Origin of the sequence: Lysinibacillus mangiferihumi (assembly GCF_003049665.1) — a bacterium.
Classification (GTDB): Bacteria; Bacillota; Bacilli; order Bacillales_A; family Planococcaceae; genus Lysinibacillus; species Lysinibacillus mangiferihumi.
This window is the reverse complement of sequence record NZ_PYWM01000002.1, coordinates 1-21,759: the sequence shown is the minus strand read 5'-3', so window position 1 is coordinate 21,759 and position 21,759 is coordinate 1. Positions and strand designations below refer to the sequence as shown.

Here is a 21,759-nt window from a genome sequence, read left to right as displayed (position 1 = left end):
AGAAGGATTAGTCTTGCCATTTTGATTTTACGAATGCATCAATACGACGGACTGCCTCTTCTAATAATTCTAAAGATGTAGCATAAGATAATCGCATTGTAGTTGGTGCACCAAAGCCAGAGCCCGGAATCACTGCTACGTTTGCTTCAGTTAAAATATCCGCAGCAAATGCATCTACTGAATCATAACCAGTATGAGCCATCGCTTCTGCTACATCTGGTAATAAGTAAAATGCGCCTTGCGGTTTTAATACATTGAAGCCAGGAATTGCACTAATTTGTGGATAGATTTTTTCAAGACGAGATTCAAATGCTTGGCGCATTTCTTCTACAGTGTCTTGTGGTCCATTATACGCTTCCACTGTTGCATACTGTGCAGTTGTTGTCGCGTTTGATGTAGAGTGTGAAGCAAGGTCAGTCATTGGTTTAATAATGTCTGCATCACCTGCTGCATACCCGATACGCCAGCCTGTCATAGAGTGAGATTTAGCTACACCATTGACTACAATTGTACGTGCTTTCAATGCATCTGAAAGTTGTGCAATTGAATAATGCTCAATACCATTGTATACAAGCTTCTCATAAATTTCATCTGACACGATTAAAATATCTTTTTCTTCTGCAACAGCCGCAAGTTCTGCTAGCTCATCGCGAGAATAAATCATACCAGATGGGTTGCTTGGCGAGTTAATGATAACTGCTTTCGTTTTCTCCGTAACAGCTGCGCGTAATTGATCCGCAGTAATTTTATAACCTTGTTCACGTGTTCCTTCAACATATACAGGCACGCCACCCGCTAGTTTCACTTGCTCTGGATACGATACCCAATAAGGAATAGGGATGATTACTTCATCGCCTTCATTTAAAATCACTTGGAATAATGTGTAAAGAATATGTTTTGCCCCAACACCTACGATAACCTCGTTCGGTTTATATGTAAGATTGTTGTCGCGTTGAAGTTTGTCAATAATGGCTTTCTTTAAAACTGGAAGACCGCCTGCAGGTGTATATTTTGTTAAACCTTTTTCCATAGAGTCAATAGCCGCATCTAGAATATTGCGTGGTGTGTTGAAGTCTGGCTCACCAGCACCTAGACCAATTACATCGATACCTTGCTCTTTTAATTCTTTTGCTTTTGCAGTAATTGCTAATGTTGAAGATGGTGTTAAAGTTTTCACTCGATTTGCTAATAATTTTTTCATACGGGATCTACTCCTCTTATAAATTCTTAATGCGCTTCCACCAGTCGCCGTCCTTAAACAAAATATAGACATAGTTGAGTTTATCTTGATCGTTTAGGTATGTAATTTCCCAAACAGCTCCAGCCTCCTCATAGCCTAATTTCATATGAAGAACCTTTTGTACATTTCCTTCTTTTTTAAAAACCGATAATGCTTGCTTTTCCGTAATACCATCTTTCAAAAATACTTCCTGAATGGAATCCTCTTCTAGATTCGTTGGAACAAAGACAGCCTTTTTGTCACCGTATTCGTCTACCCCAAATACAGTAACATACGAATTTTTGCCATTATATGTGTAGGACTCCGTGACAATTGCTAGAGCTTTGGCATCAAGCGCCAACTGTTCAGCCTTTTCTTCAATTGAACTAAACGGAGCCTCGGCTTTCCAGAGTACTAAAATACTAATGACAAGTGATAAGGAAACCATAAAGACAGAAATGAAAATCAACCAGTTTTTCATATATTCACCTTATGTTTCACACCTAGCTTTTTGTTTGCTAAGAATGCCTGATATTTTTGCGTGTCTATCACTGCGCACACTTTCATTTTGCTTACCATTTTTGCCAACCTGCTTTCTTTCCTCATACCACAACATTATACACCAAAATCTCGTTGTCGTGTTTGCTAATTTCATTTATTGTACGTTGATAAACCAACGTTTTCAAATGATTAGAGTATCTATTTTCAATTTTTACTCTTTCATGAAAATAGACAGCCCTTTCCCGTCAAAAGTTCCTATTCTTTTTCACAAAGAGAAAAGTTTTTTGAGGGAAATCTCTTTTTTCTATAATTAAAAAGGACCATCATTGAAAACAAATTTATTCCCACTGCCTAGTATTGACAGTGGGAATGATGAAAATAGATTTTTACTAAAATTGACAATGATACTAAAGCTGTAAAACTTTTTATTGTACACTAATAACATAACTAGCACGCCCGTTATTTTTGGCTTTGTACAAGTTGCGATCTGCTTGCTTAAAAAGCTTTATATATTCATAATTTTTTTGGTCATTCAAACAGGCACCTAAACTAACTTTTAGTGGATAGCTATCATATTCATGTTCTAATTTTAAAGTTAACATGAAGGCATGCAATTCTTTTATACTATCATTTAAAAACATCTTACTCTTATGCCGAAGACAAATAATAAATTCATCACCACCATAACGGATAATCACCGCTTCTTGATTATGCAAAAAATCTTTTAGCCCCGTAGCAAGTAGTTGCAACACCATATCGCCAAATAAGTGGCCATATTGATCATTGTATGCTTTAAAATAATCAATATCGAGTACAATTACACCGACATATTGGTGGCATGCCTGTGCCTCATTTAACCAATCGTTCAGTTCTATATCAAGAAAATGACGATTTAGAACACCTGTTAACGGATCATATAGCGCCCTTTTTTCCAGAGTCTCTTTTTGTCGATTAAATTCTAGATTCATCACCTGTTGAAGCAGATTATCTGCACTCATTTTTTCTGATAGCTCTATATAGGCGCGTTGCACATCAAATATTTCATTACGATAATCCAATTGATAAAGTACGTTTAAAAGCATGCGCATAACTTTCTTCGTAATGGGGTTATCACCATAGGATTGCGCTAATTCTATCGCTTGCTTATAATAGTCTACCGCTTCTTCAAGTCGATGTTGATGCTCGTATAAAAAACCATAGCCAAACAATGCGGCTACCTTTTCTCGTTTATGATTTTGAATAATTTCAGAATTCAATGTCTGATCCAACAAAGCTTGAGCAGTAACAAAATCGCCCTCTAAAATATACACATCCGCCATATTATTATGAATGCGAATCTCTTGTAATTTTGCTAATTCTGGAAGAGTCTTTGCAAGCTCCACATTATAATTTCTTGCAATAAAAGCCGCTTCAAGAGCCTCCATATAACAGCCATTTTCAACTTCTAAATAGCATAGATTACTATGGCAACGTACAAGCATTTTAATATCTTTTAACTGCGTAGCATATTCAATAGACTTTTTTGTCATTTCCACCGTTTTTTCTCTGAAACCAACCAGATCATATATTAAGGACATGACCAGATTGTAATTCATAAAGTCCTTTTTCGTGCCGTACTTTTGGCAGCACTCCTCATATTCTTGGATATGACGTACCATGCTTAATGTATCACCTAGAGCATGATGAATTAATATCTTTTGGAAGAATAAATCTAGTCCGTGCCTATGATTATCATTTTCTACTGCTACTAAAAGTCCCTGTTCAGCAAGAGTTAGAGCTTCTGTCAAACGCCCTTTCGTCCGCATTTCCAGGATTGTTTTGTTTAATTGTTCTAATGTTAACTCCAATTCATCACCACTTCTCTATGCTCGGATTTTCCCTTATCCATCACACCTTAATGTAGCAGTTAGCCTATTCATTAATTATAAGCGAAGTCCTATACACTCGTCCGTCATTTCTATCATATCCCATAAATTACTAAACATATCGAATGATGAATGTTTTATCAAAGAGCGTATAGTACTTGCCCTTCCTTTATGCTAGTAAGCCACAATAAGCAAAGGGACTGCTCGTTCATCAGCGGCCCTTACGCTATCAACTAAAAACGCTGCTTTCGTTTATATGTATAGTAAATATATGACTTATTGGCTACTCATTAGCAGATTGCATGAATTTTTGAAATTTAATATTTTTTATATATTAGCACAAATACTTCCATTATTGTCCTCGTTTCTTATTGTTTTTACCCATATGATGAAGTTAAGTTTGTAAAAATGTAAGGGACGTGATGTTTTGAATAAAAAAATCAATCCTGCTGACCCAGCAACAATCCCCAAATTTGTAGATGCCTTACCGAAACCCGTTACCGCAAAACCAAAATTCAGTAGCAGACATCCGAAGAAAGATTATTACGAGTTGCAGATGATGGAAGCAGAGCATAGTTTTCATAAAAACTTTCCAAAATCCACGATTTGGGGATATAACGGGCTTTATCCAGGTCCGACCATCGAGGCTTCAAAAGACAAAACGATTTATGTCAAATATAAAAATCAATTGCCGACCAAACATTTTTTGCCAGTTGATTTTACTCTTCATGCGGCTAATGACTCCCAAGAGGTTCGAACAGTAACTCATCTTCACGGTGCCAATGTAGATTGGGAAAGCGATGGACATCCTGAAGCTTGGTATACAAGGGACTATACGTATACTGGTCCTAAATTTAATAAAGAAATACATGAATATACGAACCATCAATCAGGTACAACTTTGTGGTATCATGACCATGCAATGGCTTTAACGCGCCTAAATGTTTACGCTGGACTTGCAGGTTTTTACCTGCTTCGAGACTCCATAGAAGAACGTTCAAACTTACCATGTGGCGATTATGAATATCCGTTATTAATTGCTGATAAATCCTTTAATGAAGACGGTTCACTGTTCTATCCAGAAGGTCCTCCATTCCCAGTGCCGGTGAATCCATCCATTACACCTGGATTTGTTGGAAACACGATCGTTGTTAATGGTAAAATATGGCCTTATTTAAATGTTGAACCTCGCAAATATCGTTTTCGTTTGTTAAACGGTTCAAATAGAAGAGGCTATGTTTTAAGCCTGTCCAACAAGCAGCCAATGATTCAGCTTGGCACAGATGGTGGCTTTTTAACTGCCCCAAATGCAATTTACTCGGTTGAATTATTGCCAGCTGAGCGAACAGATGTCATCATTGACTTTTCAACATGCGAAGGTCAAGAAATCACTTTAATGAATGGTGATACCGATTTTTTTGATGAGCATACTAGCGTCATTATGCAGTTTAATGTAAATTGCCCACTTCGAAATGAGGATACGAGTGAAGTGCCTGCAAGACTTGCAATGTCAATGGATTTACACCCTCATCATGCACAGATTGAACGCAACTTACCGTTAAGTGCCACTACGGATGACTTCGGAAGACCTATGTTGTTATTAAATGACCGAATGTACCATGACCCTGCTACCGAAAAGCCTGCGCTTGATAGTATAGAAGTTTGGAATTTTATTAATGCTACGCCGTTTATACATCCTATTCATCTGCATTTAATTCAATTTAAAATTCTTGAACGACGACCATTTGACGTGGAACTCTATCAAAATGAAGGTAGGCTAGCATTTACTGGTCCTGCAGAAAAACCGCGTGACTACGAACGAGGTTGGAAAGATACCGTCAAAGCTGATGCAGGGAAGGTTACAAAAATTATTATGCACTGGAAAGACCATATCGGGAATTATATGTGGCATTGCCATTTCCTTGAACATGAGGATCATGATATGATGCGACCTATTCTCGTAATGAAAGATGTGCATCCCGTATCGGAGCCCCATGTTGAAATAGCGCATGTTACAGAAAGCCATAGCACCACAGCAACGACCATGTCACATCCTCCTGACACCACTCCCCCCTTGTTGAATAATGCGCAAAGTATTACAGCAGCGACTGAGCCAACACAGCACGCATCTAGAAGGGCTAATAAGCAATTGTCCGTTGCGAAGGAAACAGCGCCTCATGTTGCGACTCATACACAAAATGTCTCACAGTTTGTACCACAACCTATTTATCCTTCAAAAGAAAGCCAAGCACAACCCCACACGGCAAATAGATGGCGTAGAAGACGTTCGTAGCAACCTACTTCAACCTATATAATTCCAAATAAAAACGAGGTATTTGACATTAGCTTGTCAAATACCTCAATTTGTAAAATAGATATCAAGAAAATTTTCAGAATTGTTTGGGTGACTGGCACTGCCTAAAATACTGATAGACTTTTTCTAACTTTTTTTGTTGCCCTCCCTTTTTACTTTCCATATTTCCAAATTCAAAAAACTTCACCTTTTTAATTCCTACAAAATTAAACAATGCTTTTCGCATTAACACTTTATGCGCATTATTCAACCAAAAGAGCGGATAATTTGTCGGGCCTTTCATTGTAGACACACAGACGACCGACTTCCCTTTTAAAAGTCCTTCTGGAAACAAGCCTTTTTTATCTCTATAGGCAAAATTAGAGGCAAATAGTTGATCGATATAGCCTAAAAGCATTGCGGGCGGTCTTCCCCACCAAATTGGATAGATAAAAACAATCTGATCTGCCCATGTAAGTTGTTCTCTATATTTCTCTAAGTTAGGCTCGCGATACATATCACGTCTTCGTTTATGTTCGTGAAAGTGTAAAATTGGATCAAATTTATCCTCATATAAATCTAACACTTGTAATTCGGTTATGTACGGATTTTCATTACACCCTTTAAGGACTTGCTGTAAAAAAGCGTAATTCAAACTTTGATGATTTGGATACGTATAAATAACTAACGTGTTCATAACATCCTCCATTACTTATCATTTGATAAGTAAATAATACCGAACACCTTTTTAGTTGTCAAATGATAATTGTTTTAAGATAAGTTCTTTGATATCTTGTCAGTAAGAGGTGAGATATTTGGACAAGAATGCATTATTCAATCAATTTGTTACGTTTACCGCAGCCGTCCACCAAGTAACAAGTGACTTAACACAAAACATCAATACGGATGCTATTACGCCTGTTCAATACAAAATTTTAGAGTATTTAAAAGTAAGCCAACCTGTTACGATTACCGAAATTAGTGATTGTCATCATATGTCGTTACCCAATACAAGTCGCGAGCTTAAGAAACTTCAAGAAAAAAATTTAATTGAAAAAATAAGTGATATAGCGGATCGTCGTAAATTTTTTGTACGTCTATCAGCAGATGGTGAACAAATGATGCATGAAGCGTTTGCCCGTATCGAAGAACGCTTTCAACAGCTCATTCAACATGTTCCAGAAGAAGATTTAGAGGAAATCAAACACGCTTTGGATATTTTGCAACAGAAGGTTTTTAAACAAGAAGATAGGCTTTAACATACGTGTGACCTCAAATACAAACTGATTTGAGGTCACTTTTTTTCAAGATTTTTAATTAGTTTAGCGATATAAATTAATAATCCAATAATTGTTAGTGGTATCGAAAGTGCAACTAATGTAGCAATAACTGCAAATATATCTCCAACAAGTATTTTTGGCATTATTAAAATTCTCCCCTTGTAAATTTTTGTAATATCAAAGAATAAAAAAACATTGACTCAGTTCTACATTAATGATTTTAATGTTGCGATTATTGGTCTTCAATATGTTTAATTTTTTATCTACTTAAACTCATCACACTGACATCGATAAATAATTCTTAATTTTAATGTAGGAAGGCATGTAGCCCCTTGCACATCATTTATAATTCGATAAACTACGTTTTTAACAGAGGACAGCCTTCCTTTTATTTACGAAAAAAGAGGACACCAACTCTTTCATTTAAAACAGTTTTTATTTTTCAAATTCCTACTTAACATTAATAATACGAATTCCAGCCCCAGCCAGTTCTATTATTACCCACATAGAAAGATAGACTTCTATTAAAGGAACCTATTTCAAAAATCATGTTAAATTGTGCTGATAATCGCGCTTCATCGTGCCAAGAAGTATTTACTGGTTTAAGTATTCGAAGAGATGGATTGGCATAACTACCCGTTACTGTCCAAACATTGAAGTTTCCTACCCAAGTAATAGAATCAGTTCCAAAACGATTTAGGTAGTAGTTAACATAATAGGACATCCCATAAAAAGGTGTATTATTACTAACCTTTACTGACTTACACTCTGTTCCAACTGTTGTTGTTTGACAACGGCCTCCGCTAATACTAGCAAATGGAGTTATTCTTCCTAGTAGCTTTAATTCAGTAATTTGCATTTGGGCTCTAGAGCCATCTGGAAATTCATAAGTTGTTGTAGTAGTATCACCTTCAACGGTAGTATTTGAGCTTACAGCATCCCTAAAACTCATTAAATCTGCATCAGCTAGTTCTCCTTTTTTATACTTTTCGATCAATTGGTTAGCAGTTTTTTCATCGCTTCCCATTTTTAGTTGGTTTGCTTTGATTGTCATTAATTCATGCTCAGAAAGGGCTGGTTCTTTCGTTTGATTTGCATCTAATGGCATAGCTTTTACATAATTAGTTCCAAATCCAATCCCTGAAAGACCAAGAATAACTACTGATGTTAAAAGAATTGAACGAAATTTCATAGTACAGACCTCCCGTATATTTATATGTTATATAATACTTTTATCTTATCAAATCATGAAAATATACGAAAGTTAAAAATGAATAATAATTAAAAAATTCAAAAAATTCAAATTATTTAAATATAGAATATCTGGTTATTTACAATGGTATGCAACTATCGGTTTGACATAATTTTTTACACACCTTTTGAACGGCAAAATATCGCGCGCTATGTAGACTAGTTATAAATAATCCCTAATAATCGTCACCCAATGACACTTTCCTTAATAGTCTAAAGATGTATAAAGGAGGTGACTCATATGGGAGCAGTTTTTGATAAAATTTGGCTTGAACAGCATTTGGCTTCCCTTCCCTTATGGCAACAGACGGCATTTCAAGATTTTGCTTCAATGGTTGCTGAAGATGCAAATGCATTCCCCTGTATTCCTGCGCGCACAGGGTTTATTTCAAATCAACTACGCTACAGTTTCGTTGGCGATCCCCGAGAGTTACAATCAGCTAAAGATTTGGCAAATTGCTTAAAGGAATATGGTGACTGTGCTCGATCTGCTGGGAAATATACTTCGCACGCCATTTTCTTTGAGACGCCAAAAGATATGCTTGAAAATTATGATGTAGAAGATTACAGAGCTTTATTTTGGACCATGCTAAATCATGTAACTGCCTTTGACGAAAAAGAATGGCCTAGAGAAATCCCCGTAAATCCGTCTAATCATACATGGGAATTTTGTTTTAATGGGGAGCCTTATTTTGTCTTTTGCGCAACACCTGCCCATCAATTGCGTAAAAGCCGCCAGTTTTCAACTTTACTGATGGCCTTTCAACCACGCTGGGTCTTTGAAGATATAAATGACACGACCGTGCTAGGCCAAAAACTAAAAAAGTTAATACGAAAGCGCATCGAACAATATGATGCTATTCCAGAACACCCTGACTTAAAATGGTATGGGCAAAAAGATAATTTTGAATGGAAGCAATACTTTTTAAGTGATGATGAACATAGCCCTGCACAATGTCCGTTTGTAAGAGGAAATTTACCACTCATTTTGCCACAACAACGAAAAAATTAAACGGAGCGATTGTTGCTCCGTTTTTTCATAACAAATAATGTTGCCAGTGCAATGATGACGATGAACAGTAAGCTTATGTAAAAACCGAGTCTGCTTGTTTTTTCACCTAAAGTGCCAGAAACAGTCACCGCAATTAGCAGCATCCCAACGATATTTTTTACATGTTGCCACTTCGTTAATGTCATAAGTTTTGCATAGGTTACTAAAATAAAAAGCCAATTATAAATTAACATTAATCCCGCTGCCGTTATTAAGTATTCAAAAATCTTTTCTGGAATCAGGAAGCCGATTGTAATAGTGATAATTAAACCACCAGTGAGGAACAGAAAGGCTGGTAACGGTACTTTCATTTTTCCTTTTTTCGCTAATACCGCTGGTGCATCGTGATCTTCAGCTAAAGCCGTTAAAATCGTGACAACAGCATACAAGGACGCAACCATTGTAGAAAATCCAGCAATAATTAAAATACCGGTTATGATATCCGCCACAAATGGGATATTAAAATTTGCAAGGGCAGTAATAAACGGGCTTTCGTCTATTGTAAATGATGCCCAATGTACTAATGCAAGGGCACAGGCTAGTGCAATTACGTAAATCGTAGTAAGGATAACAATCATTACTTTTCCGGCTTTCGGTGCCTGCTGGGGATCTTTTAAATCGATTACGAGTAGCCCCATCACCTCTATGCCACCAAAAGCAAAAAATGCATAGAGTAAACCAAGCCAAACGCCCTTTACTCCTTCCGAAAAGAAGCCTTGAAAGTTTGCTAGAATAACATCTACTTGCGTTGGCCCACTATTCATACCCTTTATCACTAGGATAGCAGCAACTACAATAAACATTACAACAGCAGCGGCTTTCATTGCCCCAAATACATTTTGAAATTTTTCAAAGCCTTTCATTCCCGTCAGTATAATGAGCAAGCCAAGTGCACCAAAACCTGATGCAGTCATCCATAGCGGTATGCTAGGAAACCAAAAACGCGTGAAAATACCTAATGCCATTAATTGGCTCCCCATAATTAATAGTTCAGAAATTAAATAGACCCAACCATTACTAAAACCTGCCCAATTGCCAAAGGCTTGTTTTGCATACGTACGAAATGATCCTTTGTCAGGATTGGCAACAGACATATTCACGAGTGCATCATAGACAATGTACGTGCCAATGGCTGCTAAAATAAATGGAATTAAAACAGCAGGTCCACTCTTTGCAATGGCCATGCTTGTTCCGAGAAAAAAACCTGTCCCTAACGTACACCCTACACCTAACAGGGACAACTGCCACCAAGACATTTGGCCTTTGCTTGTTTTTGACTCCATAGAAATCACCTCTATACTGATTTTCGCACTAATGGTAATGTCATACAGCGAATACCACCACCGCCTTTTTCAAGCTCTGTCACGTCAATTTCCACAATATTTTTCTTTTGTAATTTTGGATGCGTTTTAAAATGCTGTTTCGTCGCTTTTTTACTGACTAACAATGTTTCGGGATTGAGATTTAAAAAATTAATATCAGGAATGGTGTTATATTTTTCTAACCAATACAACTCAAACCCATGACGATTGAAAAATTGTTCTGTCATATCAAAACGAGTCGCACTTGTTGTAATTACTTGGATAGGAAAATAACGCATAAAACTTTTCGCTATTACGACATCGTTGTTGGCAATATTACAATTCATATCTAAATGCAGTGTATCCGAGCTTCGAGGCAAATCAATAATGCCTATTTCAGAGAAACCTGCTTCAAAAATATTGTCTTTTATATGCTCTACACCCTGCCTAGTCGTTCTTACACCTATATTGATAAGCACAGCATCACGATTTAACACCATCACATCTCCAAACTCTAATACATGGCTACTTTCCTTAGCCGGCATAAAGTGTTGCGGAAACCATTTCTGAAGTAATGTGTGCGCATGTCCATATTCCGGTCGTCTAATCGAGCTACCCGCTGCACCTGGTAGCATTCGGTTACCAAATACACATGCAAGGTCACGCACAAAATAACGATTTAGAAGTTGTTCGCTAAGGTGCTGCGCATCTGCTAATAGATGTGTTGCGTAATCTATTACGTGCACGCCTGCCTGTTGTAAAGTCTCTTTCAACTCCATAAAACTTTCCATTGCTTGGGTATGTGAAACAGCCGCACTCCATTGTACATTTTCTGCCGTTTTTAAATCGGGTACATCTAATTTGGAAGGCGCACAAAGCATAACCGCAGTAAGCTCTCCGTGCTCCGACCAACAGCTTGGTTGAAATGACATCATGATAGTAACTCCCCCTTTTCGTCGCGATTATTGTTAGCCTTACCAGCAACTTAAAGATTATACGATGCAGCGCTACAAGAAAAACACACCATACATAACGGTGTGTCTGAAAGTGTAAACAAACTCATAGAATGAAACTGTTTCTGGATTTCCACTTCGTGCGGACGCTTTCAAGGAACATCAAAAAATGAAATACTTCTTTTAAACGTTTACTATGACAATCTCATGGCCACGTAGAATTCTTTGCAAAGGCGAGGTAGGTTTATTGTTACCTCAAAAATATTCGGCATGCTAGGAGCTTTACTAGTTGATTGGAGTGGAAGGCGCGACACTCTAGCATGAACAGCATGAGCTGAAAATCCATTTTTGCGGCTTTTGTCGCAAAAATTAGTTGAAGCCGTGCCTGCGGAAAGGGAGCGCCTGGAACGGAATTCTACGATATGTTTACGTAAAATACTCTAGTTTCGCATTGGGGAAAAATTTTTTCATATAGCCATAAAGATGTTCTTTTATGTCTTCCTCTTCTTCTTTTTGATAAATATATTTACCAATCCCATATTTCCCCCACTTGTATCTTCTCGCAGTTTCATCTAATTCTAATTTTGTCATTGGATAGTTTTTTTCGATTACTTTTTTCGCAGGCTTTGTAAAGCGATGTTGAATAAATTCAAAGGTAATATCGTCCCTTACATCATGGGGCAATTCCGCATCTAGACGCTCAAACATATGATAATAGCCTTCCTCCCAACCTTCGTGCAGATAAATGGGCGCAACAATAAAACCTAAAGGATAGCCTGCTCTCGCTACTTTTCCAGCCGCTTCAATGCGCTTATCTAAAGGAGATGTGCCTGGCTCAAAGTTTTTAATCACATAGTCCGCATTTACACTAAAACGAAATCTTGTCTTGCCATTATGTTTGGCATCTAATAAATGGTCCACATAATGGAATTTCGTTACAAATCGCAGTAAACCAAACTCACTTTGTCCAAAATGCTCAATCGCTCTTTTTAACGTATGTGTTAAGTGATCAATTCCAACAATATCTGATGTACACGATGCTTCAAAGCGCGTAATTTCAGGTGCTCGTTCTGCCATATAGTTGTCTGCAGCTTCAAGTATTTCCTCAACATTGACATATGTGCGAATATAAGGCTTGCTGCCCATCGTTGTTTGCAAATAACAATAATGACAATGCCCCATACATCCAGTGGCAAAAGGAATAGCATATTCTGCTGACGGTTTAGATGTATCAAATTTTAATGTTTTTCGAATACCCACGACGAGCGTTGACTTGGCAATCCGATACTTTTGCAAATCATTGTCTCCAGGAAGATTGCGCACCTGATTATGTGATGTAGTATAACGAATTTCTACGCCCATTTGCTCAAACTTCTCTTTTAGTTCTTGTCCAAGCGGATAGTCGAGCGCATCAGGTTCAAAATAAACGAGCTGAGGTGTAAATGGTTTTCGCATCCTCTACCTCCATCAATGAAAATATTGATGATACGCTTGCTCCGCATCCATCTCACTTGAAAAAATAACAAAGTCATTCGTTAACGGATAGTAAGTTTCAAAAAGAAATAACGCCAATTCATTTGGATTTTCTGGATTATTAACAACTGCCGCTTCCTGTATATTTGCGACATCTTGAATATGTGGATTGCGGTAAAAGATATAAACAATATCCCCTGCATTATATGATTGCTGTTGCATTTCTTCATCCTCCTTTAGTCATTTCTATTAGTTTGGCTAAAGAAAGTGAAATTATGTTGTGTATTGAAATCATATTTTCACCTAGCTATTTACTTGAATAAATTATTTCAAAATAGCAAATCCCAAGACAAATCTTCTTATAATTAGATAAGTAATTATTTCCATTTTCGACTCTATTCTTTTTATCAATTTCCGTTAACAAGCAGCGTTTACTTCATATCTCTAAGTACAGGTTAGTGCAAGATGTAAAACTGACCACTATTTTTTTTGCAAAATTGATACTTTTAAATAGGCCAAGCCTTTGCTAATGTTATCCTAGCATGCAGCATTGATTTACGAAGTAAGGTTTTGCGCAACTATTCTTTGATATTGAAAAAGCAAATAAGGAAGGTTTACAACTATGCAAAAATCAATAAGCTATTCACATTCACGCACTTTTGATCTAATTCTATCAGCCATGTTAATTGCACTTGTGTTTGTAGCAACACTCACATTGAATATTAAACTACCTATTAAAGCAAATGGTGGATTGGTTCATCTTGGTACAGGTATGCTCTTTATCGCATCTATTCTTTTTGGTCCTAAAAAAGGTGCCATTGCAGGTGCAATAGGCATGGGTTTATTTGACGTTGTATCTGGATGGACATTGTGGGCGCCTATTACAATCGTAGCTCGTGGCTTACAAGGCTATATCGTAGGGAAAATCGCTTGGTCGAACGGACGCAAAGGAAACAGCATTGCCATTAATGTTCTTGCTATGATTATTTCAGTTCCATTTATGGTAGCCGTTTATTATGTTGGGGAAGGTATTTTATATGCCAATTGGGTTGCACCATTGACTTCTATTCCTGGAGACTTAGTTCAAAATGCTTTAGGAATGATTGTGGCAATTCCGGTTTGTATTCTCTTAAGAAAAACACCGATTTTCAAATAAATTTGGAGTTGTTCTCGCTGTTAAATCAGCGAGAATTTTTTATTTGCAATACACGCCTGTTCCCTTTACAAATAAAAACACACTCGCTTGCGCGAATGTGTTTTTTCTATTTGGATAAATCTATTTTTTTATTTAATAAGTAAATGGTCACGCCACCAACAGTCATCGATAATAATTCTCCGACACCAACCGTAAACCATGTCGCCCAAAATGGCAGATCATACAGTATCGTTAATTGGCCTGCAACAGTAAACATCGATAGTGCAAAAATCACTGCTGTGATGACCATTTTCCAACTATCCTGCTTAATGTTTTTAGTTACCATTCGACAAAGAATTAATACTAGAAATGTTGCAATTCCGCCGATAGGCACATCAAGAATCCAAGTCGGCGACATAAAATTTGCCAATACAACACCTAGGGTTACAGCTACTACATACCGTTTATTGTACAGCGCCAAATAGTTGAACATCTCCGACAAACGTAGCTGCACTGCTCCAAAGCTAATCACTGACAATAATACAGTTACAGCCACATATAAGGCTGCGACAAGTGCTACTTTTGTAAGTTCCCTTACAGAAGTACGCGATGAATCTTTTACAATAGATGTATTCAATTTACATTCTCCTTTGTAAAATAGCAAGTTGCTATTTTAGTAATAACTACGACCAAAGGAAGAGAGCATATTGCCCTAACTGAAGTGCCGTAGTGTAAGCTTATTTTTGCTTACTTGCGTATTATAGCAGAAGATTGATTCATTGACCAATACTATTTCGCAATCCATCCACCGTCAATTGGTACAACAGCTCCATGTATATAATCAGCGGCATGACTCGCCAAAAAAAGCGTTAAATTCGCCACTTCGCTTGGTTGTGCCCAGCGACCAGCAGGTGTCTCGTTGGCAACCCATTTTGCCATTTCACCATCGCCTTCAAAATCAGCTTTGGTCATAGCTGTTTGAATAGCTCCTGGTGCAATGGCATTCGCACGTATCCCCTCGCGACAATAATCTAAATCTAACTGTTTCGTATAGCCCACAATGGCATGCTTGGATGCTGTATAAGCCGCACCCCCACCTCCTGCAATCAGCCCTGCAATAGATGCCATATTAACGATGATGCCCGATTTCCGTTGTAACATATGAGGTAAAATCGTATTCGTTACAAAAAAAGTACCCTTTACATTTGTATTTATAATTTTGTCCCATAGCGCCTCATCGGTATCTAGCGTTTTGGCAAAACCATCTAAAACGCCAGCTGTATTCAGTAAGATATCTACGCTTTTAAAGCTTGCCATTACTGCTTGAAAAGCGTGCTCTACATCACTTTTCTTACAGACACTTCCTAGCGTATAAGCAAAGCGCTCAGGGTATTGCTGGTGTAATTGCCCTAACCCTCGCTCATCTACATCCAAACCAAAAACATTAGCACCGTTTTCTAAAAAAGCAATAGCTTGTGCTTGACCAATACCTGACGCAGCACCTGTAATAAACACTGTTTTACCATTATATTCTGCAAACTTCATAGGATCTCTCCTTTTAAAAAAGTAATCTACTACTAAAAATACTGAAAGAAGAGACATTTTTTAAAGCCCTTCAAGTCGCAACTCTACATGCAATGTGCCAGCTCTTATAAACTATACCGCCTAAAAGCTTAACCTTCATATCAAAAAAATAGCATACTAAGAATCACTTAGCATACTATTATAACCTTTTTAAACGACACTAAATTTAATTTACGATTTTCCAATCTTCGGCTAATAAATCACATACTGTTGGTGTGAACATCGTGTAGCCCTCGCCACGCACATTAATTAAAAAAAAGGGGTTCAAATTCTCTCCGTCGTGCTCGCTTTGACCTACAAGCTTGACATATAATTCAGCACCGCCCCATCCTTCACGAATCACTTTCTCGCCCGCCTTTAAACGCGGTAATACTTCTTCAAACGTCATCTATACTCATCCTTTATCAATCTTTTCTAATATGCCATACGAAAAAAGTATACTGGATATTTATTTTGTTTACAACAGAAGCTAGTTCATTTATAATTTTCATTCTAACTACTTTTTTGTTATATTAGTTCCTTATTTAGCGATATATTGGAAATTTAGAAACAACAGCAATATAAAAAAAGAATAGCTTCTCTCCTTTTTCTCAACGTAACAACTCATTCCCTATTGTAAAAAGAACCTTCAATCCAAAATGGATCAAAGGTTCATAAGTTGATTAGTTTTTATTTAGACCTAGAGCCTCTGCTGTTGAAGTATGAACTTCTTCAAGAAGCGCTGGATTTTGTAATAATGAGATACCGTAAGATGGAATCATTTCTTTTAGTTTTGGCTCCCACTCTTTTGCTTGTTGAGGGAAACATTTTTGAATGACTTGCAGCATAACGTGAACGGCAGTAGATGCACCTGGTGAAGCACCTAATAATGCAGCGATTGATCCGTCAGCAGCACTTACTACTTCCGTACCAAATTGTAATGTTCCTTTACCGCCAGCTTCAGTATCTTTGATAACTTGTACACGTTGACCTGCAACGACAATATCCCAGTCCTCACTTTTAGCAGTTGGGATAAACTCACGTAACTCTTCCATACGTTGATCTTTTGATAATAACAGTTGTTGGATTAAATATTTTGTTAAGGACATTTCTTTAACCCCTGCCGCTAATAATGTTGTAATATTATGCGGTTTTACAGAAGCAAATAAGTCCATATTTGAACCTGTTTTTAAGAATTTTGGTGAGAAACCAGCAAATGGTCCAAATAGTAATGATTTTTTGTTATCGATAAAGCGAGTGTCTAAATGTGGAACAGACATTGGTGGTGCACCAACTGCAGCTTTACCATATACTTTTGCATGATGTTGTTCAACCACTTCTTGGTTTTTACATACCATAAACAATCCACTAATTGGGAATCCACCAATGTGTTTTCCTTCAGGAATGCCTGATTTTTGTAATAATTCAAGACTTCCTCCGCCAGCTCCAAGGAAGACGAATTTTGCTGTATGGTATTCCATTTTACAGCCATCTTTATCATGTACTTTTAATTCCCATAAACCGTCTTTCGTACGTTTAATGCTTTCGACACTATGGTTGTAGTTGATATCTACATCTTTCGCTTTTAGGTGGTCAAATAAAATACGTGTTAGAGCACCGAAGTTAACGTCTGTACCAGTGTCAATTTTTGTTGCAGCAATGGCCTCATTTGCTGGGCGGTCTTCCATAATAAGTGGAATCCATTCTTTCAGTTTTTCTGGATTATCAGAGAATTCCATCCCTTTGAAAAGAGGATTATTTGACATTGTTTCATAACGTTTTCTTAAATACTCAACGTTTTTTTCACCTCTTACCATACTCATATGTGGTAATGGCATAATAAAATCTTGCGGATTTTGGATCAGCTTGTTCTTTACAAGATATGACCAAAACTGCATCGAAACCTGGAACTGTTCATTAACATTAATTGCTTTGCTAATATCAATAGTACCGTCTGGTTTTTCAGAAGTGTAGTTAAGCTCGCATAGTGCTGCATGCCCTGTTCCTGCATTATTCCATTCATTAGAGCTTTCCTCACCGGCGTTTGAAAGTTTTTCAAACACAGTAATATTCCAGTCCGGTGCTAATTCTTTGAGCATTGTCCCCAAAGTCGCACTCATAATTCCGGCACCAATTAAGATGACGTCTGATTTAGTTACTCTGTTACTCATTTTTACCATCCTTATATTTTAAGATTTGCAGAAATGATGTAGGTGTAAACTAGTCACACACCTTTTCTGTATCAACTATAAACTTACAATAGTCTATCACAACTATTTAAAGAATAAAATATCTACTACAATATTATAGTAATAAACTAATCAAAAAGTAGTAAAAAGTGCGAAGTCCGCTCATAATGTCCTTTGTACATATTTAAAACAAAAACCTTCCCCCTGTTTCCAGGAGTATGGTGCATTGATCTGCCGTTACATATCAAATCGGATAAATGCATCGCCTGAAAGATGTTTATGTTGTATAAAGTCAACTGATTGAATTTTAGTATGCTACTACTAAAATAATTTATCCATCATTTTTTAATGAAAGATATTTTTTAACTTCACTCATACTAAAAGCACTAGACCTTTTAGTCTAAAAGTGCTTAATCGACTCTATTTTACATGATTTGCTAACATTCACAAGGTACCTTCAAACTAATTTTCGCTTTTTCGACGGGATATTCCAGCATTTTCACTCCAATTATGTATAAAGGTCAAAAGACACACTTCTTTCAACAAACGAAACAATTGCTTCCAATCATCTTCAATAACAAAAGCTCGACGATTATTTTTTCTCATTAAGCTAAGTTTTATAAATCAAACGATTGTCTGTCACCTGCCTCATTAGTTACTGTATACGCTTCCATTAAATCTATCAAGACTTAAACCTTGGTTTTATTCATTTCCTCCTGTTTAAGGAAATCCTATACGACTTACAAATATTTTTCTTTATATTGTTATATAACACAATCAAGTTTACCATACAACGACAAAAATTATTAGAATATTTTATTTTTTAAATAATATATACATCAAGTAATTTATTTTTCCTAATATATTTATTGCCAGAAACAGTACAAACTAAAAAGGGCAGGTCACTCAATTGTAAGTGACCTGCCCTTTTAGTATTCAAAACTGTAAATAATCATAAGGTTAAATGTATATTTAATCAATATTACTATCTAAAATATTACTGTGTGCCATCCCTATCTGTGAAAAGTAAGTTACTCTGATTGTCGCTGATTTCATCATTTTCCTAAATCTAATTCTGCACTTGGAATTAATGCTCTCTAAAAAGATTGGTGCACATTAGTCTGACAGCACAATGACATTTTCTGCAACCTGCTTTTGATCAGTAGAATTGGGTATTTCAAGTAAATCAAAGGAGACTTTTTGGCCTTGTTTCAGAAAGCGAAATGTATTTGGAAATCTTTCCTTATCCAGCAAAATCGAGCTAAAATGAACAAAGACATGATTGTCTTTCTCATCATTAAGCACAATACGTCCATAGCCTTTTTCTTTTTATATCATTTTGCAATCCCTTCCCTTCTCGTTTCATTTCTATCCCCCAAAATTATTATTGTGACGTCCCTAAGGTTGCTAAATCAGCTAATGTTAGCTGTTTTACAATTTCATAGCCATTGCCCACACCTTTGGGCTTGATAATAACGGTTCCCATGCTTGTAATTTCACCTAAGGCAGTCCCTTTCGGAAAACTGTGCGCAATAATTACTTGATTAGTTCCAAGTGGTGGTTTTACTTCTAAATATTTTTGGACATCCTTTAAAATTTGTTGTTGTTCAGTTGTGGAAATCGTTTCTGCTAATTTAGTAATTGAAAACCAAAACGGGTCAATTTGTAGATACATTGTTGGAAATGCAAGCTGTGCCGTTTCAATTGTTCGACAAAACGGACTTGTCATTATAGGTGAACGAATTGGAATTTGCCAATAACGTAGCATTTGTCCATAGTAAACGGCTTCTCGCCGACCGTAATCAGATAAATTTCTTTGTGTATAACAGTTTTGAAAATTAACATATGGCTGATCTTCACCAACAGTTGCTTCTCCATGTCTAACATATAAAATCAATCCACCTGCTCTTAGTAAATCAAGGATTGGCTTTTCCAAATGGTTTTTATCCTCCTAACCTGCCCTCTTAGATTTACTGTTAATGTATGATTGATATTAGCTAATACATGCTATTCAGAACATGCACATTTACTTAGCAACAAAAGCCTCCTACGCTAATAAGTAGGAAGCTTAAGCTATTATACTATTCAGTTAAAAAGTGTCTTTTCACGCGAAGATTAGCCGTGAAGGAGATAACAACTCCCTATTTACTTTAAAGGAATAATTACAATCGCCATTGTCTCAAATTCCCCTGTCGATTGGATAGAAATGTTGCCGTTGTATTTTTTCACAACTTCTTTCACAATAAACAAGCCTTGACCTCTAATTTTTCCTAGTTCAGCTTTTTTCGTTGTAAACCCTTGCTTAAAGATTTGATCCGGGTCCGTAATTGTTGGTCCTGTATTAACAATTTCAAACACATACTTCATTTCATCTGCATAACAACTAATTTTTATTTTACGTTCACTTTCAGGCAATTCAATTGTCGCATCAATCGCATTATCGATTAAATTTGATAATAATTTAATGATATCAGTCGTTTTTATTTTATCGAAAGTATCCTGCGAAACCGATATATCCATCTCAATATTATGATTTTGAGCGGCTAACTTTTTTGTTTGCAATAAAATCGACAGCCCTGGATGATTAATATTTAATTTTAATGACTTTATTTCCTGTACCTCTTTAGATAATGATGATAAATATTGTTTCGCTTGATCTGGCTCTCCCAATTGTAAAAGCCCATGCAACACTTGAATATGGTTGGTAAAATCATGTCTTAAAGAAGATACAGAGGTAATTAACGCTTTTATTTCAGTTTGGTAGGTATCTTCCGTTACCTCTACTTCTTTTGTCACTTCTTTTTGATACCATTTCTGTAAAAAGAAAAATGATGCAATAACGATTAATATAAATATTCCATTATAAATAAACAAGAACAAATTATTTTCTAATACTTTGCCTTTGATACCATTAAGTTTGTCTGCGCTTATATCAATCCCAAGATAGCCAATAATTTGACCTTTTTCATTCTTAATAGGAGCGCCTACGGAAAGATAATCTCCGTGTTGAGGGTCATTAATGACATTCGTAACATATGTCAACCCTTGATAAGCTTGATTGATTTGCTTTTCTGGAACAGTACAAATTTGTCCAATATCAAAGCCTTCTGTGAAATGATTAGGAACACCAGCAATCATCGTTTTTGACACTTTAGGATTATCAATTTCTAAAGTATAGACATTTAAGGCCCCTAATTTTTCTCTTGCATCATTTAAGTATTTTCTTATTTCCCAATAAGTTGCATTTTTCACAGGATTATTTGAAAATTGTTGATACAACTTAACATCAATTGATGATGCGATGGAAATAGCCGCTTCTAGGCTTTGGTTAGCAATGGATTCTTCCACCGTCTTTTTCATTTTCACATATGAGGTGAGCACATTTAAACTTGTGAACAATGACAATAAGACTGTCGCTAATACTAATATTAGTTTAATTTTACGATTTTTCATACAAACTGGTACTTCCTCATCTATTGTATTCATTATTTAACGATGTGTAATTACTCCTAGAACAAATTAATTATTATAATAATATTTAATAACAATAATATTATACCTAGATTATTCATCAACATATACAAAATCCCACGGAAAAGCTTATTTGTCAGCTTTTCTGTGGGATTCTCTTTTTCACTTAAAAGATGAAAAAAGAATCCATTTCTGTTAAGGTTATTGCGACTAA

General features: G+C 36.4%; 20 protein-coding genes and 1 pseudogene. 4 read left to right on the top strand and 17 right to left on the bottom strand.

Going from position 1 to position 21,759, the window contains the following annotated elements; translation table 11 throughout:
• Nucleotides 1-7: 7 nt before the first annotated feature.
• The 3 genes from C9J37_RS02130 to C9J37_RS02120 all read right to left on the bottom strand — a co-directional run bounded on the left by C9J37_RS02130 (nt 8) and on the right by C9J37_RS02120 (nt 3,567).
• Complete coding sequence (locus tag C9J37_RS02130) at nt 8-1,201, bottom strand: pyridoxal phosphate-dependent aminotransferase (RefSeq protein ID WP_107894052.1); 1,194 nt, start codon at nt 1,199-1,201, stop codon at nt 8-10.
• Nucleotides 1,202-1,217: 16 nt separating this feature from the next.
• Nucleotides 1,218-1,700: a cell wall elongation regulator TseB-like domain-containing protein gene (locus C9J37_RS02125; RefSeq protein WP_069511594.1), complete on the bottom strand. Its 483-nt coding sequence runs from the start codon at nt 1,698-1,700 to the stop codon at nt 1,218-1,220.
• Nucleotides 1,701-2,145: 445 nt separating this feature from the next.
• Nucleotides 2,146-3,567, bottom strand: coding sequence for a tetratricopeptide repeat-containing diguanylate cyclase (locus tag C9J37_RS02120; RefSeq protein ID WP_107894051.1), 1,422 nt, complete (start codon nt 3,565-3,567; stop codon nt 2,146-2,148).
• 445 nt (nt 3,568-4,012) lie between these two features.
• On the opposite strand from C9J37_RS02120, the gene C9J37_RS02115 reads away from it, so the two are divergent.
• The gene (locus tag C9J37_RS02115) at nt 4,013-5,878 is read left to right on the top strand and encodes a multicopper oxidase family protein (protein ID WP_235617000.1); all 1,866 of its coding nucleotides are present in this window, start codon (nt 4,013-4,015) and stop codon (nt 5,876-5,878) included.
• A 97-nt stretch (nt 5,879-5,975) separates the two neighbouring features.
• Here the strand turns inward: C9J37_RS02115 and C9J37_RS02110 are convergent, their stop codons facing one another.
• On the bottom strand, nt 5,976-6,575 hold the full coding sequence (locus C9J37_RS02110) for an NAD(P)H-dependent oxidoreductase (RefSeq protein WP_107894050.1): 600 nt from the start codon (nt 6,573-6,575) through the stop codon (nt 5,976-5,978).
• 118 nt (nt 6,576-6,693) lie between these two features.
• Between C9J37_RS02110 and C9J37_RS02105 the strand changes: the two genes are divergently transcribed.
• Nucleotides 6,694-7,137 (top strand): MarR family winged helix-turn-helix transcriptional regulator, encoded by a 444-nt coding sequence (locus C9J37_RS02105; RefSeq protein WP_069511602.1) that lies wholly within the window; start codon nt 6,694-6,696, stop codon nt 7,135-7,137.
• A gap of 35 nt (nt 7,138-7,172) precedes the next feature.
• Here C9J37_RS02105 and C9J37_RS29355 read toward each other — a convergent pair whose 3' ends face one another.
• Complete coding sequence (locus tag C9J37_RS29355) at nt 7,173-7,301, bottom strand: hypothetical protein (RefSeq protein WP_256093166.1); 129 nt, start codon at nt 7,299-7,301, stop codon at nt 7,173-7,175.
• A gap of 317 nt (nt 7,302-7,618) precedes the next feature.
• Complete coding sequence (locus C9J37_RS02100) at nt 7,619-8,350, bottom strand: hypothetical protein (RefSeq protein WP_107894049.1); 732 nt, start codon at nt 8,348-8,350, stop codon at nt 7,619-7,621.
• A 300-nt stretch (nt 8,351-8,650) separates the two neighbouring features.
• Here C9J37_RS02100 and C9J37_RS02095 point away from each other — a divergent pair, with 300 nt between their 5' ends.
• Nucleotides 8,651-9,421 (top strand): YqcI/YcgG family protein, encoded by a 771-nt coding sequence (locus C9J37_RS02095; RefSeq protein ID WP_107894048.1) that lies wholly within the window; start codon nt 8,651-8,653, stop codon nt 9,419-9,421.
• Here C9J37_RS02095 and C9J37_RS02090 read toward each other — a convergent pair.
• The 4 genes from C9J37_RS02090 to C9J37_RS02075 form a co-directional block, all read right to left on the bottom strand.
• Nucleotides 9,418-10,743: an amino acid permease gene (locus tag C9J37_RS02090; protein WP_107894047.1), complete on the bottom strand. Its 1,326-nt coding sequence runs from the start codon at nt 10,741-10,743 to the stop codon at nt 9,418-9,420. The genes C9J37_RS02095 and C9J37_RS02090 overlap by 4 nt on opposite strands.
• Before the next feature lie 11 nt (nt 10,744-10,754).
• Nucleotides 10,755-11,696, bottom strand: a complete 942-nt coding sequence (locus C9J37_RS02085; RefSeq protein ID WP_107894046.1) for an arginine deiminase family protein — start codon at nt 11,694-11,696, stop codon at nt 10,755-10,757.
• A gap of 444 nt (nt 11,697-12,140) precedes the next feature.
• Nucleotides 12,141-13,169, bottom strand: coding sequence for a spore photoproduct lyase (splB, locus tag C9J37_RS02080; RefSeq protein WP_107894045.1), 1,029 nt, complete (start codon nt 13,167-13,169; stop codon nt 12,141-12,143).
• A 12-nt stretch (nt 13,170-13,181) separates the two neighbouring features.
• Complete coding sequence (locus C9J37_RS02075; RefSeq protein ID WP_069511614.1) at nt 13,182-13,409, bottom strand: transcriptional regulator SplA domain-containing protein; 228 nt, start codon at nt 13,407-13,409, stop codon at nt 13,182-13,184.
• 400 nt (nt 13,410-13,809) lie between these two features.
• On the opposite strand from C9J37_RS02075, the gene C9J37_RS02070 reads away from it, so the two are divergent.
• On the top strand, nt 13,810-14,343 hold the full coding sequence (locus C9J37_RS02070; RefSeq protein WP_107894044.1) for an ECF transporter S component: 534 nt from the start codon (nt 13,810-13,812) through the stop codon (nt 14,341-14,343).
• Between the two features lie 106 nt (nt 14,344-14,449).
• Here the strand turns inward: C9J37_RS02070 and C9J37_RS02065 are convergent, their stop codons facing one another.
• The 7 genes and pseudogenes from C9J37_RS02065 to C9J37_RS02035 form a co-directional block, all read right to left on the bottom strand.
• Nucleotides 14,450-14,959 carry a QueT transporter family protein gene (locus tag C9J37_RS02065; RefSeq protein ID WP_107894043.1) on the bottom strand — a complete coding sequence of 170 codons (510 nt, stop codon included), beginning with the start codon at nt 14,957-14,959 and terminating at the stop codon, nt 14,450-14,452.
• A gap of 152 nt (nt 14,960-15,111) precedes the next feature.
• On the bottom strand, nt 15,112-15,867 hold the full coding sequence (locus C9J37_RS02060; protein WP_107894042.1) for a 3-oxoacyl-ACP reductase: 756 nt from the start codon (nt 15,865-15,867) through the stop codon (nt 15,112-15,114).
• A gap of 205 nt (nt 15,868-16,072) precedes the next feature.
• Complete coding sequence (locus C9J37_RS02055) at nt 16,073-16,294, bottom strand: DUF2829 domain-containing protein (RefSeq protein WP_107894041.1); 222 nt, start codon at nt 16,292-16,294, stop codon at nt 16,073-16,075.
• Nucleotides 16,295-16,568: 274 nt separating this feature from the next.
• Nucleotides 16,569-18,056: a malate:quinone oxidoreductase gene (locus tag C9J37_RS02050; protein WP_069511624.1), complete on the bottom strand. Its 1,488-nt coding sequence runs from the start codon at nt 18,054-18,056 to the stop codon at nt 16,569-16,571.
• 1,134 nt (nt 18,057-19,190) lie between these two features.
• Nucleotides 19,191-19,388: pseudogene (locus tag C9J37_RS02045) on the bottom strand (cold-shock protein); the annotation flags it as partial.
• A 70-nt stretch (nt 19,389-19,458) separates the two neighbouring features.
• The gene (locus C9J37_RS02040) at nt 19,459-20,010 is read right to left on the bottom strand and encodes a histidine phosphatase family protein (protein WP_107894039.1); all 552 of its coding nucleotides are present in this window, start codon (nt 20,008-20,010) and stop codon (nt 19,459-19,461) included.
• A 209-nt stretch (nt 20,011-20,219) separates the two neighbouring features.
• Complete coding sequence (locus C9J37_RS02035) at nt 20,220-21,527, bottom strand: sensor histidine kinase (protein ID WP_107894294.1); 1,308 nt, start codon at nt 21,525-21,527, stop codon at nt 20,220-20,222.
• Nucleotides 21,528-21,759 lie beyond the last annotated feature (232 nt).

Excerpts from the sequence above, each read along its gene's own strand:
- C9J37_RS02130 (WP_107894052.1), bottom strand. The coding sequence starts at position 1,201 with ATGAAAAAATTATTAGCAAATCGAGTGAAAACTTTAACACCATCTTCA.
- C9J37_RS02125 (WP_069511594.1), bottom strand. The coding sequence starts at position 1,700 with ATGAAAAACTGGTTGATTTTCATTTCTGTCTTTATGGTTTCCTTATCA.
- C9J37_RS02110 (WP_107894050.1), bottom strand. The coding sequence starts at position 6,575 with ATGAACACGTTAGTTATTTATACGTATCCAAATCATCAAAGTTTGAAT.
- C9J37_RS29355 (WP_256093166.1), bottom strand. The coding sequence starts at position 7,301 with ATGCCAAAAATACTTGTTGGAGATATATTTGCAGTTATTGCTACATTA.
- C9J37_RS02100 (WP_107894049.1), bottom strand. The coding sequence starts at position 8,350 with ATGAAATTTCGTTCAATTCTTTTAACATCAGTAGTTATTCTTGGTCTT.
- C9J37_RS02095 (WP_107894048.1), top strand. The coding sequence starts at position 8,651 with ATGGGAGCAGTTTTTGATAAAATTTGGCTTGAACAGCATTTGGCTTCC.
- C9J37_RS02090 (WP_107894047.1), bottom strand. The coding sequence starts at position 10,743 with ATGGAGTCAAAAACAAGCAAAGGCCAAATGTCTTGGTGGCAGTTGTCC.
- C9J37_RS02085 (WP_107894046.1), bottom strand. The coding sequence starts at position 11,696 with ATGATGTCATTTCAACCAAGCTGTTGGTCGGAGCACGGAGAGCTTACT.
- splB (WP_107894045.1), bottom strand. The coding sequence starts at position 13,169 with ATGCGAAAACCATTTACACCTCAGCTCGTTTATTTTGAACCTGATGCG.
- C9J37_RS02075 (WP_069511614.1), bottom strand. The coding sequence starts at position 13,409 with ATGCAACAGCAATCATATAATGCAGGGGATATTGTTTATATCTTTTAC.
- C9J37_RS02070 (WP_107894044.1), top strand. The coding sequence starts at position 13,810 with ATGCAAAAATCAATAAGCTATTCACATTCACGCACTTTTGATCTAATT.
- C9J37_RS02060 (WP_107894042.1), bottom strand. The coding sequence starts at position 15,867 with ATGAAGTTTGCAGAATATAATGGTAAAACAGTGTTTATTACAGGTGCT.
- C9J37_RS02055 (WP_107894041.1), bottom strand. The coding sequence starts at position 16,294 with ATGACGTTTGAAGAAGTATTACCGCGTTTAAAGGCGGGCGAGAAAGTG.
- C9J37_RS02050 (WP_069511624.1), bottom strand. The coding sequence starts at position 18,056 with ATGAGTAACAGAGTAACTAAATCAGACGTCATCTTAATTGGTGCCGGA.
- C9J37_RS02035 (WP_107894294.1), bottom strand. The coding sequence starts at position 21,527 with ATGAAAAATCGTAAAATTAAACTAATATTAGTATTAGCGACAGTCTTA.